The sequence below is a fragment of the Methylophaga sp. OBS1 genome, from assembly GCF_026319365.1.
This window is the reverse complement of sequence record NZ_JAPDMS010000003.1, coordinates 329,013-343,329: the sequence shown is the minus strand read 5'-3', so window position 1 is coordinate 343,329 and position 14,317 is coordinate 329,013. Positions and strand designations below refer to the sequence as shown.

At 51.3% G+C, this 14,317-nt stretch carries 12 protein-coding genes; 7 read left to right on the top strand and 5 right to left on the bottom strand.

Annotated elements, in window-relative coordinates; genetic code table 11:
* Position 1: 1 nt before the first annotated feature.
* Positions 2-3,169, top strand: coding sequence for an efflux RND transporter permease subunit (locus tag OMQ46_RS10965; RefSeq protein WP_266236915.1), 3,168 nt, complete (start codon positions 2-4; stop codon positions 3,167-3,169).
* Positions 3,170-3,183: 14 nt separating this feature from the next.
* Here the strand turns inward: OMQ46_RS10965 and OMQ46_RS10960 are convergent, their stop codons facing one another.
* Together OMQ46_RS10960 and OMQ46_RS10955 are read right to left on the bottom strand one after the other, a co-directional pair.
* Positions 3,184-3,801 (bottom strand): PilZ domain-containing protein, encoded by a 618-nt coding sequence (locus tag OMQ46_RS10960; RefSeq protein ID WP_266236914.1) that lies wholly within the window; start codon positions 3,799-3,801, stop codon positions 3,184-3,186.
* A 183-nt stretch (positions 3,802-3,984) separates the two neighbouring features.
* A complete protein-coding gene (locus OMQ46_RS10955; RefSeq protein ID WP_266236912.1) occupies positions 3,985-5,394 on the bottom strand; it encodes a PhoH family protein in 1,410 nt (469 codons plus the stop codon).
* 562 nt (positions 5,395-5,956) lie between these two features.
* Between OMQ46_RS10955 and OMQ46_RS10950 the strand changes: the two genes are divergently transcribed.
* Entirely contained in the window at positions 5,957-6,394 is a 438-nt protein-coding gene (locus OMQ46_RS10950) for a hypothetical protein (RefSeq protein ID WP_266236911.1), read from the top strand.
* A 41-nt stretch (positions 6,395-6,435) separates the two neighbouring features.
* On the opposite strand, the gene OMQ46_RS10945 is transcribed toward OMQ46_RS10950, so the two are convergent.
* Together OMQ46_RS10945 and OMQ46_RS10940 are read right to left on the bottom strand one after the other, a co-directional pair.
* Complete coding sequence (locus OMQ46_RS10945; protein WP_266236910.1) at positions 6,436-7,458, bottom strand: lyase; 1,023 nt, start codon at positions 7,456-7,458, stop codon at positions 6,436-6,438.
* Between the two features lie 93 nt (positions 7,459-7,551).
* Entirely contained in the window at positions 7,552-9,276 is a 1,725-nt protein-coding gene (locus tag OMQ46_RS10940; protein WP_266236909.1) for a bifunctional protein-serine/threonine kinase/phosphatase, read from the bottom strand.
* Positions 9,277-9,361: 85 nt separating this feature from the next.
* Here OMQ46_RS10940 and OMQ46_RS10935 point away from each other — a divergent pair, with 85 nt between their 5' ends.
* Genes OMQ46_RS10935 through rarD form a run of 3 tightly spaced genes read left to right on the top strand, consistent with a single transcriptional unit; the run spans position 9,362 to position 11,278 of the window.
* Entirely contained in the window at positions 9,362-9,988 is a 627-nt protein-coding gene (locus OMQ46_RS10935) for a LysE family translocator (protein WP_266236908.1), read from the top strand.
* 35 nt (positions 9,989-10,023) lie between these two features.
* Entirely contained in the window at positions 10,024-10,359 is a 336-nt protein-coding gene (locus OMQ46_RS10930) for an MGMT family protein (protein ID WP_266236907.1), read from the top strand.
* Positions 10,360-10,390: 31 nt separating this feature from the next.
* The gene (rarD, locus tag OMQ46_RS10925; RefSeq protein ID WP_266236906.1) at positions 10,391-11,278 is read left to right on the top strand and encodes an EamA family transporter RarD; all 888 of its coding nucleotides are present in this window, start codon (positions 10,391-10,393) and stop codon (positions 11,276-11,278) included.
* A 3-nt stretch (positions 11,279-11,281) separates the two neighbouring features.
* Here the strand turns inward: rarD and OMQ46_RS10920 are convergent, their stop codons facing one another.
* Entirely contained in the window at positions 11,282-11,752 is a 471-nt protein-coding gene (locus OMQ46_RS10920; RefSeq protein WP_266236905.1) for an Lrp/AsnC family transcriptional regulator, read from the bottom strand.
* Positions 11,753-12,060: 308 nt separating this feature from the next.
* On the opposite strand from OMQ46_RS10920, the gene leuA reads away from it, so the two are divergent.
* Positions 12,061-13,761 carry a 2-isopropylmalate synthase gene (gene leuA, locus OMQ46_RS10915; protein WP_266236903.1) on the top strand — a complete coding sequence of 567 codons (1,701 nt, stop codon included), beginning with the start codon at positions 12,061-12,063 and terminating at the stop codon, positions 13,759-13,761.
* 221 nt (positions 13,762-13,982) lie between these two features.
* Positions 13,983-14,261 carry a hypothetical protein gene (locus OMQ46_RS10910; RefSeq protein ID WP_266236902.1) on the top strand — a complete coding sequence of 93 codons (279 nt, stop codon included), beginning with the start codon at positions 13,983-13,985 and terminating at the stop codon, positions 14,259-14,261.
* Positions 14,262-14,317: the final 56 nt, after the last annotated feature.

Sequence of the window (14,317 nt, the reverse complement as noted above, 5' to 3'; positions counted from 1 at the left end):
GATGGGGCTGTCAGGAAGGATTGCTGCCTTTTTTCAGGATAATGCACTGACCCCGCTCATTGCTCTGCTGACGGTTTTGCTGGGTTTGTTTGCCATTCTGGTGACGCCGCGCGAGGAAGAGCCGCAGATTGATGTGACCTTTGCCAATGTCTTTATCGCTTATCCCGGTGCCAGCGCAAACGAGGTGGAAAAGCTGATCGCCACCCCCGCCGAGCAGGTCATCAGTGAAATCGAGGGACTGGAGCATGTCTACTCGGTTTCTAAACCCGGCATGGCAGTGCTGACCGCTCAGTTTGAAGTGGGTGAACCTCGCACCGAAGCGATTGTGCGCCTCTACAATAAAATCTACTCAAACAGTGACTGGCTGCCGGCTGAACTGGGCGTGGCACAACCGATTATCAAACCCAAGGGCATTGATGATGTGCCCATCCTGACTTTGACCCTGTGGCGGGAAGACAAACAGGATGCCTACCAGCTTAAACAGGTCGCTCATGCGCTGGAGGCAGAGCTCAAGCGTATTAAGGGAACCCGTGATATCTACACTATTGGCGGTCCGGACAGTGTCGTCAGTATCACACTGGATCCGGTCAAGTTAGCCAGCTATCACATCGATCCGTCTGACCTTGCCGAGACGATCACCGCCGCCAATCAATCTGCTGAAGCCGGTAGTGTGGTGCAACACAACCAGACAACTTCAATCCAGGCCGGTGAGTTGATTGTGTCGACACAGACATTGCAGGAACTGATCATCGGCTTACATGACGGCAAGCCGGTGTATCTCAGTGATGTTGCAACGATAAGTCATGGTCCGGAACAAGCTGAACGCTACGTCTGGTTTGGTAGCGGGCAGGCTGCAGAAGATAAAGGCCTTAGCGCTCAGGGTGAGTTCGATGCCGTGACCCTGGCGATAGCCAAGCAACCGGGCCATAACGCTGCTGATATCGCCGCAGCGGTCCTCGATCAGGTCGAGTCACTACGTGGAGTGATGGTGCCCGATGCGGTGAATATCACCGTCACCCGTAACTATGGGGAAACCGCGAATGACAAGGCGGCAACGCTGATTCATAAATTGATCTTCGTCACCATCGCTGTAGTGGCACTGGTGTTACTGGCGCTGGGCTGGCGGGAGGCGATTATTGTCGGTGTCGCCGTGGTGATCACGCTGTTATTAATGCTGTTTGCATCCTGGGCCTGGGGATTCACCTTGAACCGGGTATCGCTGTTTGCCCTGATTTTCTCGATTGGCATCCTGGTCGATGATGCGATCGTCGTGGTCGAAAATATTCATCGTCATTTACAGCTGGGTGCAAAGTCTTTGCGTGAAGCGATCCCGCTGGCGGTGGATGAAGTCGGACAACCGACGATTCTGGCGACTTTTGCCGTGATTGCTGCCTTGCTGCCGATGGCTTTTGTGTCCGGCCTGATGGGGCCGTATATGAGTCCGATTCCGATTAATGCCAGTATCGGCATGATTTTGTCTTTGCTGGTGGCCTATATCATCACGCCCTGGATGGTGCTGAGGATGCTGGCCCGACATCGCCATCACCCGGTGTCGCCTCAGCAAGGCGGCAACGGTTTTTTCCATCGTTTGTTATCCCCTTTTGTGACCTCGCGCCGGGCAGGGGCCTATCGCGGTTTATTGTGGCTGGGTCTGGTTATCCTGATACTGCTGTCAGTGGGACTGGTTGCGGCCAAACTGGTGGTACTGAAAATGCTGCCTTTTGATAATAAATCAGAGCTGCAACTGGTTGTGGATATGCCTGAGGGCACGCCGCTGGAAACGACCGCAGCGGCGGTCAGAGACCTGACGGCTTATCTGCAGCAGGTGCCGGAAGTCACCGACTATCAGGCTTATGTGGGCAGTGCTTCACCGATTAATTTCAACGGGCTGGTGCGTCAGTATTATCTGCGTGATGACTGGCATATGGCTGATGTGCAGGTAAATTTCCGGCATAAATCATTACGTGAGCGCAGCAGTCATGATATTGCACTGAGTCTGCGCGAGCCCCTGCAGCAGATTGCAGCACAGTGGCAGGCCAATCTGAAATTGGTAGAGGTGCCACCTGGGCCGCCGGTGCAGTCGCCGATTGTGGCTGAAATTTATGGCCTGGATTATGGCGCGCAGTTAGCGACAGCCAAAAAGATTCAACAGGACTTTGCCGCCGTAGACGGTGTGGTCGATATCGATAGCAGCGTGGAGGCAAAGGCACCACGCAATGTGATTGATATCGACAGAAATAAAGCGGCGCTTTATGGCCTGAGCCAGCAGCAGATTGTTCAGGCTATCAAGCTGGCGCTCGATGGCGAAGATATCGGCTATCTGCACAATGCTGCGGTGAAATATGCCGTGCCTTTACGCTTGCAGCTACCCATTGCGGATAAACGTAATCTCGATGCTTTGTTAACTATCAGGCTCAGCAACCAGCAGGGTGAGATGATAAGCCTCGGCGAGGTGGTCACGGTGATTGAAACCACGCATCAGCAGACGATTTATCATAAAGACTTGCAGCCGGTCGTTTTTGTCACCGCCGATATGGCCGGGATGGTAGATAGCCCGCTGTATGGCATGTTCAGTATTTATCAGCGCCTGCAAGACGAACACATTAACCAGTACCTGTTCTCACCGCCTTCACTGGCTGTTAAGGACAGCATCAAATGGGATGGCGAATGGCAGATAACTTATGAGACCTTCCGCGATATGGGGCTCGCCTATGCGGTCGGCATTGTGCTGATTTATATTCTGATTGTGGCGCAGTTCCGCTCCTATCTGCTGCCGTTGATTATCATGGTGCCGATTCCGCTGACTATTATCGGGGTGATGCCGGGGCATGCGCTGATGGGCGCAGAATTTACCGCCACATCAATGATTGGCATGATCGCGATGGCGGGGATTATTGTGCGTAATTCCATTTTGCTGGTGGACTTTATCCGTGAAGCGATGGCTGCCGGGATGCCAGCAGAAAAGGCTGTCATTCAGGCAGCATCAGTGCGAGCCAAGCCCATCGCCCTGACAGCGTTGGCTGCCATGCTGGGGGCTTTATTTATTCTGGATGATCTGATCTTTAACGGACTGGCGGTCGCGTTACTGTTCGGTATTCTGGTTGCAACGGCTTTAACGCTGGTGGTGATCCCGTTGCTTTATTACAGCTATATTCAGCGTCAAGCTTGATGGAAACGCGGCGATTAGAATTCGCGCAGGCTCATCCCTTCACTCGAGATACCGCCGCGTAACATTTCTGCCTGACGATTGAGGGTATGTTTGACCAGCAGGTTTCGATCCTGTTCATCCATGTGAGTGAACACCATCCGCAGGTGATAAGGTTTCTCGGGGGGGGCCGATAGAATTTTTTCACAGGAGATTACAGTGGCCAGCGCGTGAACGGTGTTCGCAGTCGGCAGTAACTGAAGATGCAGTTCCACATGACCACGAATTTCAACTGGCTCGGCAACCATGAAGGCAATACCACCACCACTGAGATTAGCTTCGGTGAGGTCATTAGGGTTAACCGGATTGTTGTAACGCTGAATACTTTGGGAAATCAGATTGATTTTATCATCAAGCATTCGCAGTGCTCTGGCTATTTCGCGATCGTGATGATTGATCTGGTCGATCAAATGACTGAATGCGTTTTGAATAGCCCGAAGCTGTGCTTTTTCATTGCCTTCATCATCGCTGGTGGCATGGGCGATATGATGCGCTACATTTGAGACATTGTCCCGGTCAATGACTTTGTAATCGACAATGACCGTGTCATTGATTCGAAAGAACTCCCGTCTGTCTGAACCAGCGTATTGCATCATATTCATCCAAATTCAACCCGTCTGAAGCGGCTTTTCATTAACTATCCGTTGAGTGACCCATTTATTGAGACACGTCCCTTTATATCATTTTCAGCACGCTTTGCCAGCCTCAAAGCAAAAATGACTGAGGGAAAAGCAGGCAGTATCCCTCAGTCGCGTCGCTTAAGCAATGCTCTAAAAATGTCACAGGTGCTCAGATGCGAAATCAGCCAGTCTTGAGCGTTCTCCGCGCATCAGAGTGATATGACCACTGTGCTGCCAATACTTGAAATGATCGACGACATAGGTCAGACCCGAGGTGGTCTCACTCAAATAGGGGGTGTCGATCTGAGCAATATTCCCCAGACAGACAATCTTAGTGCCGGGACCGGCACGGGTGATCAGCGTTTTCATCTGTTTAGAGGTCAGGTTCTGGGCCTCATCAATGATAATAAAGCGATTGAGGAAAGTCCGGCCGCGCATAAAGTTCAGCGAGCGGATTTTGATCCAGCGTTGCAATAAATCATTGGTGGCCTGACGACCCCATTCACCGCCTTCTGTTTTATTCAGTACCTCGAGGTTATCCATCAACGCACCCATCCATGGCGTCATTTTTTCTTCCTCGGTGCCGGGCAAAAAGCCGATATCTTCCCCGACCGGCACTGTAACGCGGGTCATAATGATTTCGCTGTAACGCTTATGCTCAATGGTCTGAGTTAATGCCGCGGCCAGTGTTAGCAGGGTTTTACCGGTGCCAGCCTGGCCCAGCAGGGTGACAAAATCGATATCCGGGTCCATCAGCAGATTCAAAGCAAAGTTCTGCTCACGATTGCGGGCGGTAATCCCCCAGACAGCGTGGTTGTCCTTACGATAATCGTTAACCAGCTGAATATCAGCACTGTTCTCGCTGACCGAGCGCACAACTGCCTCAATATTGCTGGTTTCACCCGGCGAGTAAATCAGTTGGTTCGGGTGCCAGTCTTTAACAATATCACCTTCCACTTCGTAGAATGTCTGGCCCTCAGCAGTCCAGGATTCCAGGCGGTTTAGATCGTCCCAGAAATCGGCAGGCAGTTCGGCTGAACCACGGTAGAGCAGATCCACATCATCCAGCACTTTATCGTTGTAATAATCCTCAGCGCAGATGCCCAGCACCGTGGCTTTGATCCGAAGGTTAATATCTTTGGAAACCAGAATCACGGTGGCGTCAGTGACCGTTTGCTGCAAAGCTACTGCCACACTGAGGATGGCGTTGTCACCCTGGTGGCTGGGTAGTTCCTTGGGAATTTCCCGTTGCATCTGGGTAGTCTGAAAGAACAGGCGGCCGCTGGCGTGATGGGTATCCCCGTTATCGACGCTGGGTAGTGGAATACCCTGTGTGATGGCGTCACTGTCTTCCGCCTGAAGCAGCAACTCATCCAGAAACCGGCTGACTTGCCTGACGTTGCGGGAGACCTCGGATAAGCCTTTCTTGCCACGATCCAGCTCTTCCAATACCACCATGGGTAAGTAGATATCGTGTTCGTCAAAACGGAAGATGGCAGTCGGATCATGCATCAGCACGTTGGTGTCCAGAATGAACAGGCGTCTGCCGGCGGCGGGTCTTTTAATCATCTGCAAGAAGTCCTCTTGTTGATTAGGTGGGGCCTGTCCTGATTATGATCAAAGAACTCAGCCTTGCAAAGGGCAATTATCCTCAGTGCTTTGGTGGCGTAAACAGTCTGAGCGGCTGCAGCTACCCAAGTCGGTATTTAGTGTTAATATGACAAGTCCCTCCTGTTTTTAATCGTCAGCACCGCATCTGAGTCATTGGTTTGCGCTGATTGATTAGCCCTGCGCAGCCAACTATCACTCCCCCAAAGTTTTTTCTGTTAAGCCGGTCTTTTCCCGGACCCGCCACGCTCCATTTTCATACCCGAAATACCTGACCGCGACAGGTCGGTTAGGTAAATAGTCAGAGGCGTATCTCGGTCGATACAAATATTTTCAACGGTCTGATTTTATTGGCGACGAAACCACGACATTTGCGGAAAATCCAGCAGGCTGGGAATCTTTCCTGACTATGACTATGAACGCTTGTGAGCCCCTTTAAATCAGCATAGGGTGAGCTGCACTGTGTGCATCCGGAAGGGTGACGCGTCAGCATGAAATTTCAACTCGAATAATGAGGTAAACCATGAACCTGTTCCGAATTTTTTTGCCCGCTATGCTGGGGGTTATTTCAGTGTCTCTACCCGCCCAGGCTGCGCCGGCCAATGACGCGTTGATTGGTACCTGGTACAGCGAAAAACAGGAAGAGGGAGAGACACTGAAATGGTTGACCAGACGGATGCAGGATCAGGGGTATGCCGCGCTGTTTCTGGTCTGCGAGGGTGAGAACTTCTCCTGGGTACAGAAAGAAATCGGTGTCTGGCAGGTCGAAGACGGTAAATTAATAGAAACCGCCAGTTCTATCGAGGATATGAACGGTAAAAAGCCGGCACAGGAAATCACCACCTATACCAATCTGGCCCTGTCTGGTGACGACTTGAGCTATGACAAAATGAACAGCGACAAATCTTTTCATTTTCAGCGCGTCGCTGATGGTTTCCAGATCAGCTGCCAGAAAAAGTAGGTCTCTCTGAGCTTTTTACCCAGGACACCCGGGTGCCGGCGCTAGTCCGGTACTTTGGCTCTGCCTACAGTGTTGGCGTCAGTGGCAAACCAGATGGCGCCGGACGCACTGTCAAACACCATGTGGCGAATCGTTATACCGCCTGACGGCACGGCATCAATCGAAATAAAAGATTCGGTTTTCGTATCAAAACCGACAAAACGATTCGGCTGGAAGCCGGTTTCCACGTACCAGACTCTGTCCTTGTCATCGACAGTCAGGGCATAAATGCCGGCTGATTCGCCCCCGGGCGTCGACCATTCCTGCATCGACTGGGTGTTCGGGTTATAGACACCGAGATGCCCCATCGCATTATCGCCCCACCAGATCCGGCCATCCGAAGTCATGCCGATACGGCGAATCAGACTATCTTTGCTGGCGGTCTTTATCACTTCCAGCGTCATAGTCCGTGGATTGACGGTGCCAATGGCATTTTCACCCATGAAAGCAATCCATGGCCGGTCATCCGGCCCTACCACCAGGCCATAGGGGCGCATGTTCTCTCTGGGTAAAGCAATTTTTTCGACATCCCCGGTAACGGTATCGAGCTTAGCGATGTAGTTTGACCATTGTGCGGTAAACCAGAGCTTGCCGTCTGAGGTCCAGCCCATGGTGTGGGGATCCTTGATGCCTTCGGGCATCGGAAACCGTGTGACTTTTCCATTGTCAGGGTTCATTCTGCCGATATGCTTGTCTTTGTTGCCGGCGTACCAGGGAATGCCCTTATTACTCACTACCACGGTGTGAGGTCCGGCGCCGGGAATATCAAACTTTTTCATGTTGCCGGTATCCGGTTGCAGGCGGGCAACATAGTTGCCGACCTGACCCACAAACCAGACTGTTCCGTCAGGGGCGACATAAGGGTCACGCGGTCGCGAGTCTTCCCATGGCACCGTCCACTCCTTGAATTCCAGCAGGCCGGGAAGTTGTTGAGATGAGGGCATTGCCTGCACTGGACTGACTGCGAGCAGGATGGTGAAGAACAGGCCTATGCCTGATATCGGCGAAAAAAACGGCATCAACATAATCTGGCTCCATGCTTGTCTGATATTAAGCTGACACAAATCAGCGCTGACTTACTGCAATGAAAGCCATTTGATTAATCAACAGGCAAATGGTCAGCTAAAGACAGGCAGGTTCTGATACAGCAGGGTCAGCAATAAACCTAAAGAGATGCATTGCCAGAATAACACCGGATTGCGCTCCATCAGTGGTGGACGGGCTTTGTTTACAAAGGCTTTGTTGGGGTGGTTCAGGTCATAAATAAATTCGGCGACTTCCTGGTAACGTTTATGCGGTTGAATCTGCACCGCTTTTCGTAGGGTGTCATCGACCCAGAAAGGCACACTGCGATCCGATTGCAGCAGCGAACGGTAGTTGAGTTTTCTCTGCGCTGCTTCATTAAAGGCGCGTGACACCCGCGTACCATAGGGCAATTCGCCGGAAAGCAGGTGATAGGTCAACACGCCCAGAGAAAAAATATCGGACTGTGCTGTGCCGGCCTGGCCCAGAAAGTACTCGGGGGCTGTGAACTGGGCGGTACCCAGAATCAGTTCGCTTTCGGCGCCGAGTTCGGCCAGTCCTGCAATGCGTGTTGAACCAAAATCAATAATTTTTACCGTGCCGCTTTGATCAATCAGAATGTTATCGGGCCGGATATCCTGATGAATCATCTCTTTACGATGCATGGCCTGTAGCCCCTTGCCGATTTGCTCGACTATTCGTCTTACCTCATCCAGCGCGGGCGCGGGATGATCTTCCTGCCATTGTTTCAGGGTCTGGCCTTCAATATATTCGGTGACGGTATATAGCGACTGCCGCCCACGCCGACTGTCAAAGGCCTTGAGGCAATGCACATTATCCAGCCGTTTTGCGATCCAGTCTTCCATCAGGAAGCGCTCTATGGCATCGGGATCTTCTTCCAGATCGGTTGAGAGTGTCTTCAATGCCACCAGTTTGCCAGTGTCTTTATGTTTTGCCAGGAATACATGGCTGCGGCTGCTGACATAAAGCTCACGCAGAATCTCATAGCCCTCAAATAACATTCCCGGTGCCAATGTAGGCGGTGGCGGCAACGTGGTCGCCTCATTCAAAAGCCCCTGATCATCTGCTGTGATGACGCTATCGATTCGAATAAGCTGAATCGTCAGGTTGTCCTCACTACCGGCTTTCAGCGCCAGTTCGACCAGGCTTTCGGCGGCCTGTTGCAAGTCGTCTTTGTAGTGGTGGACAGCCTCGCGGATTTGACGCTCGCTGATAAAGTCATACACACCATCTGTTGCCAGCATAAAAATATCACCCGCGTTGGCGGCGACGCTCTGGTAATCAAAAACCAGGTGAGGGTCCAACCCCATTGCCCGTGACAGCATAGGGCCGGTTTCGGCATCATTCTGGATATGATCGGTGGTGAGCTGTCGGCAATGGGCATTGTTTAAATGATAAATACGGCTATCGCCGACATGAAACAGATGCGCGGTATGACCTTTAATGATGATTGCGCTCAGGGTACAGATGTAACCTTTATCGCTATCGTAACGGTATTCACTGTTGCGACTACGCCCATAAAGCCAGGCATTGATCGACTGTAGCACGCGTTCACCGGCGGTTTGCACGGTCCAGGATTCCGGCGTGGCGTAATAGTCTTCAAGCAGACTCGCGATAACCGTACTGCTGGCTTCCTGACTGACCTCACTGCTGCTGATGCCGTCCGCCACGGCAGCCACAATGCCACGGGTGATGGTCTCATCGCCCCCTGGTACAAAGACACCACAGCGATCCTGGTTAATGGCTTTAATACCAGCTGAACTATGTTGACCAACAGAAATGCTTAGTGTGTATGTCATTCGCTTATAAAGTGAGAGAATCAGCGATTATCATGCAGCATATTCAACGTTTTGAACATGTCGCCAGAATGTCACAGGGGGAAAGATGGGCTTTGAGACCTTGATGGGGTTTTTTATCACCTCGGTGCTGCTGGCTTTATCGCCCGGACCGGATAACCTGTTTGTAATGACGCACTCCCTGACCCACGGGAAACAGGCCGGGGTGGCGGTCGTACTCGGACTATGCACGGGCCTGCTGGTTCACACCGCTATCGTGGCATTGGGTATTGCCGCGATTTTGCAGAGTTCAGTCTGGGCTTTGACTGTGCTCAAAACAGTCGGTGCGATGTATCTGCTTTATCTTGCCTGGCAGGCGCTCACTGCTGAAACGCTGGCACTGGATCAGTTCCAGGCACACAGATACCGCTTTCTCTGGTCTTATCGCCGTGGGATTATCATGAATATCACCAACCCGAAGGTATCACTGTTTTTCCTGGCTTTTCTGCCCCAGTTTCTGCCGGCTGAGTCTCGTTCTGTGACGCAAGAGATAGTCTTGCTCGGTAGTTTGTTTATCCTCGCTACTCTTCTTGTATTTGGCGCTATGGCAGTCATGGCTGGCAGTCTGGAAACCCTGTTCCGTCGTTCACCGGCAATACAGCGTAGGTTAAATAAACTCGCGGCAGTGGTGTTTGTGGCTTTGGCGCTGCACTTACTTCTGGCCAGTTTCGTCTGATCGCGATATGTCCTGAGGAAGCAAAATGAGTAAAAATGGATCAGCAGCTTAGAGAAATGGTGTGGCAGACCATCGCCACTATTCCGTTAGGTCAAGTCGCGACCTATGGGCAGATAGCCAGTCTTTGCGGCTACCCCGGCCATGCCCGCGCTGTAGGGCATATTCTCAGGAACTTGCCCGCAGATACCCAATTACCCTGGCATCGGGTTATCAATGCGAAAGGTGAAATTGCCCTGCCACCTGACAGTGATAGTTATCGACTTCAGAAGCTCAGGCTGCAACAGGAAGGTATCGATTTTCATGGCGAGAAAATCCGGCTCAGAGACTGGCTGTGGGATGGTTACGCGCGCGATTACAGCTCGGAAAATTGATAACATACGCCTTTAAATTACTGAGCATCATATGCAGGGTCTTGTTCTGGCCGTTCTGGCCTATTCCATCTGGGGTATTTTCCCGCTCTTTTTCAGCTACCTGAACCATGTATCACCGGTAGAGGTGTTGTCGCACCGGATTATCTGGTCGCTGGTGGCGACCTTCAGCCTGGGATTAATGCTGCAACGCGGCCGATTACTGGTGAAGGCGCTGCAGGATAAAAAGACGCTGATCTGGCTCGGTGTGTCTTCACTGCTGATAGCCGTTAACTGGCTGGTCTATATCTGGGCGGTGGGTCAACACCGGGTGCTGGAAGCGAGTCTGGGTTATTTCATCATGCCGGTGGTCAGTCTGCTGATGGGGCGGTTGATTCTGAAAGAAGCTTTACATCCCCTGCAGGCCTGGGCCGGGGTTTTAGCAGCGGTAGCGGTGCTATGGGAACTCTGGAGTTTTGGCGCCTTGCCCTGGGTTGGCGTGGTGCTGGCCTTTGCTTTTGCTTTTTATGGTCTGGTCAGGAAAGTGCATCCGATTGACGGCCTTAATGGTCTGACTATCGAGACTTTGTGGTTGCTGCCACTGGCTCTGGGCTTTGTTGGCTGGCAGCTACTGTCTGCAGACAGCCAGATGGGCTTTGGCCTGGATAATACGACCACCACTCTGCTGATAGTGTCAGGCTTTCTAACCGCGCTGCCGCTGGTGTTGTTTGCGATGGCAACCAGCCGCATTAATCTCTCAATAGTCGGCTTCATTATGTATATCAACCCGACCATCCAGTTTCTGATTGGCGTGTTTGTGCTCAACGAGCATTTCCCGCAAGAGCGGATGGTGACCTTTATCTTGGTCTGGATTGCACTGTTTTTATTTGTGGCTGGGCTCTGGCAGCAGCTCAGACAAAAACAGTCTCAAACCGCATCGTGATATTTAATTCACCGGTAACGCAGTGGCGTTAATCGGCGATTTCATGACAAAAGAGGTATGCACGCCGGTCACACCCTCGATGCGGGTCAGCTTGTTGAGCAGAAAATGCTGGTAGGCGTCCATATCCCGCACGATGACTTTCAGCAGGTAGTCGGCATCCTGGCCGGTAATCAAATGACACTCCAGTACCTCGGAGTAGCCAGCCAAAGTTGATTCCAGCTTCTCGAAGCGTTCCGGCGTATGTCGGTCCATGCTGATGCCGATAAAGGCCATCAGACTGAGTCCCAGTTTTTTGGCATTCAGTAAGGCAACATAACCATCTATCAGGCCGTCCTCTTCCATCTGTCGTACACGGCGCAGGCAGGGCGAAGGCGATAGTTTGATGGCTTCTGCCAGTTCCTGGTTGGTAATTCGCCCGTTTTTTTGCAGGATGTCGAGGATCATCTGATCGTAGCGATCCAGTTTTTCTGACATCTTATATCCCCAATAAAGTGTAGTGAGAAATATTATTCCATTTAAATGATGTTTGTAGCAATAAAATGCTATAAATTTTGATTTTAATGCAATATTGGCAATTTAATTCTACTGCAATCTCTCTATACTATTATCCATAGCTGAAACCGGTAGCGAATGAGTCATAAGCTCTCGCTGGCACGGGTGCTCCCACATCATCACAAGTGATGGTCGAGGCTCGCAAAAGCTTCCAGTTAACCCGACTGGCAAGGTCAGACGAACGCGAAGGTTTTTCAGCTAACCGAATTTAATGCTTTCAGGAGTCAGAGATGATTACCAACCCAGCTCAGAAGTACCGCCGCTTTGAGCCCATCAAATTAACCGATCGCCAGTGGCCCAATGCGGTGCTGGAACAGCCGCCAATCTGGATGAGCACCGATCTGCGTGATGGTAATCAGGCTCTGATAGACCCGATGTCAGTGGAGACCAAGCTGCGTTATTTCGATGAACTGGTACGTATCGGCTTCAAGGAAATCGAGGTCGGCTTTCCCTCTGCCTCTGAAACCGACTTTAATGTGGTCCGTCGCCTGATCGAAGAAAATCGGATCCCGGATGATGTCACTATCGAAGTGTTGACCCAGGCGCGCGAAGATTTAATTGCCCGTACCGTTGAATCGCTGAAAGGTGCAAAACGGGCGATTCTGCATATGTATAATCCGATTTCACCGACGTTCCGTGAGGTTGTCTATCGTACCGATAAAGCCGGCGTCAAAGCGATTGCCGAGCAGGGCACCCGTTGGGTTAAAGAGATGACCAGCAAACAGCCGGAGACCGAGTGGGTCTATCAGTACTCACCGGAGGTGTTTTCCAGCACCGAAATCGAATTTGCCAAAGAAGTGTGTGATGCGGTGACGGCTATCTGGCAGCCGACGCCTGATAACAAAATTATCCTTAATCTGCCAGCCACAGTTGAAATGTCGACGCCCAATACCTATGCCGATCAGATTGAATGGATGCACCGCAATTTGAACAATCGTGACAGTATCATTCTCAGCGTCCATCCTCACAATGACCGGGGTACGGCCGTTGCGGCCGCGGAACTGGCCGTCATGGCGGGGGCTGACCGGGTGGAGGGCTGTCTGTTCGGTAACGGCGAACGCACCGGCAATGTGGATCTGGTCACGCTGGCATTGAATCTGTATTCGCAGGGGATTGAGCCAGGCCTGGATTTCAGCCAGATTGATCAGATCCGTCAGATGTACGAAGAAACCACGCAGTTACCGGTGCATCCGCGTCATCCTTATGCCGGTGAACTCGTCTTCACTGCGTTCTCCGGTTCGCATCAGGATGCGATCAAAAAAGGCTTTGCGGTGCAGACAGAGGGTAATTACTGGCAGGTGCCCTATTTGCCGATTGATCCGGCTGACTTAAACCGAAGTTACGACGCCGTGGTCCGAGTCAACAGTCAGTCCGGCAAAGGTGGGGTCAGCTTCCTCTTGCAGAACGCGGCCGGCTTTGAATTACCACGTCGTCTGCAAATTGAGTTCAGTCGTATCGTGCAAAAGGTCAGTGATGAAACCAGTAAAGAAGTGGATACCGCCAGTATCGTCAATCTGTTTCAAGCATCCTACTTAGAGGTTGAGTCACCTTACCGCTACATGAGCAGTCATGTGATTGATGAGCAGACCAGCGATGTTGTGACCAAAATGGTTTTAAGCCATGGTGCAAATCGAATTGAACTGGCCGGGCGTGGTAATGGCCCATTGGACGCTGCTGCGAAAGCTATCAGCGAGCACCTGGGGGAGACAGTGACGGTAGCGGATTATCATGAACACGGCATGAGCGCTGGTTCTGATGCGGCCGCGGTGAGTTATGTCGAAGTCAAAGTCGGTGACAGAGCAACCCTTTTTGGGGTCGGCCAGGATAAAAACATCACGACCGCTGCCCTCAAAGCGCTGATCAATGGGGTTAACCGTGCGGTGGCGGATGAGCAACTGCATCAAACAAAGCTGAAACAGGCGATTCAGTAAGGCTCAGCTCTCCTGCAGGAAGATCCTCGTGACCGGCCTAGGGATATTGCTGAATTTAGCCTAAATATTTATATAAGTTAATGATTTATATGGATTATGTTTTATTTTTTCTGATTTGATCCGCTGGCGGATATTGGTTATGGTGTAACCGCAACTGGTTAAAAATGTTTTTTTGATCAGTTTCTTACTCAATGTTTGAGTAATCAAACAAAGGAGGACATATGTTTAAGCAAGGTTTGCTTACATTTTTAGTTACACTGCTTTTTGCCATGACACCAGCAATGGCTGAACATCACGACAAAGATAGCCACAAAGGCGAAGAGCATCCCGCCCACGAAATGGGTGAAGAAGTGACATCCAAAAACTACAATAAAGATAAAGATGTTAGCGAAAAATACAAAGAAAATCTGGAGGAAGCTAAAGAGTCTAAAGGCACCGAGCACCCCGCACATGATATGGGTGAAGGTGAAGAAATGCTCGACAAGCGCGGCGTAGAGTAACCCGCTTGTTGATTAGCTTCTAAGCTTCAATCAGCGTCGCACTCCCTCGGGGTGCG

Excerpts from the sequence above, each read along its gene's own strand:
- OMQ46_RS10965 (WP_266236915.1), top strand. The coding sequence starts at position 2 with ATGGGGCTGTCAGGAAGGATTGCTGCCTTTTTTCAGGATAATGCACTG.
- OMQ46_RS10960 (WP_266236914.1), bottom strand. The coding sequence starts at position 3,801 with ATGATGCAATACGCTGGTTCAGACAGACGGGAGTTCTTTCGAATCAAT.
- OMQ46_RS10955 (WP_266236912.1), bottom strand. The coding sequence starts at position 5,394 with ATGATTAAAAGACCCGCCGCCGGCAGACGCCTGTTCATTCTGGACACC.
- OMQ46_RS10950 (WP_266236911.1), top strand. The coding sequence starts at position 5,957 with ATGAACCTGTTCCGAATTTTTTTGCCCGCTATGCTGGGGGTTATTTCA.
- OMQ46_RS10945 (WP_266236910.1), bottom strand. The coding sequence starts at position 7,458 with ATGTTGATGCCGTTTTTTTCGCCGATATCAGGCATAGGCCTGTTCTTC.
- OMQ46_RS10940 (WP_266236909.1), bottom strand. The coding sequence starts at position 9,276 with ATGACATACACACTAAGCATTTCTGTTGGTCAACATAGTTCAGCTGGT.
- OMQ46_RS10935 (WP_266236908.1), top strand. The coding sequence starts at position 9,362 with ATGGGCTTTGAGACCTTGATGGGGTTTTTTATCACCTCGGTGCTGCTG.
- OMQ46_RS10930 (WP_266236907.1), top strand. The coding sequence starts at position 10,024 with ATGGATCAGCAGCTTAGAGAAATGGTGTGGCAGACCATCGCCACTATT.
- rarD (WP_266236906.1), top strand. The coding sequence starts at position 10,391 with ATGCAGGGTCTTGTTCTGGCCGTTCTGGCCTATTCCATCTGGGGTATT.
- OMQ46_RS10920 (WP_266236905.1), bottom strand. The coding sequence starts at position 11,752 with ATGTCAGAAAAACTGGATCGCTACGATCAGATGATCCTCGACATCCTG.
- leuA (WP_266236903.1), top strand. The coding sequence starts at position 12,061 with ATGATTACCAACCCAGCTCAGAAGTACCGCCGCTTTGAGCCCATCAAA.
- OMQ46_RS10910 (WP_266236902.1), top strand. The coding sequence starts at position 13,983 with ATGTTTAAGCAAGGTTTGCTTACATTTTTAGTTACACTGCTTTTTGCC.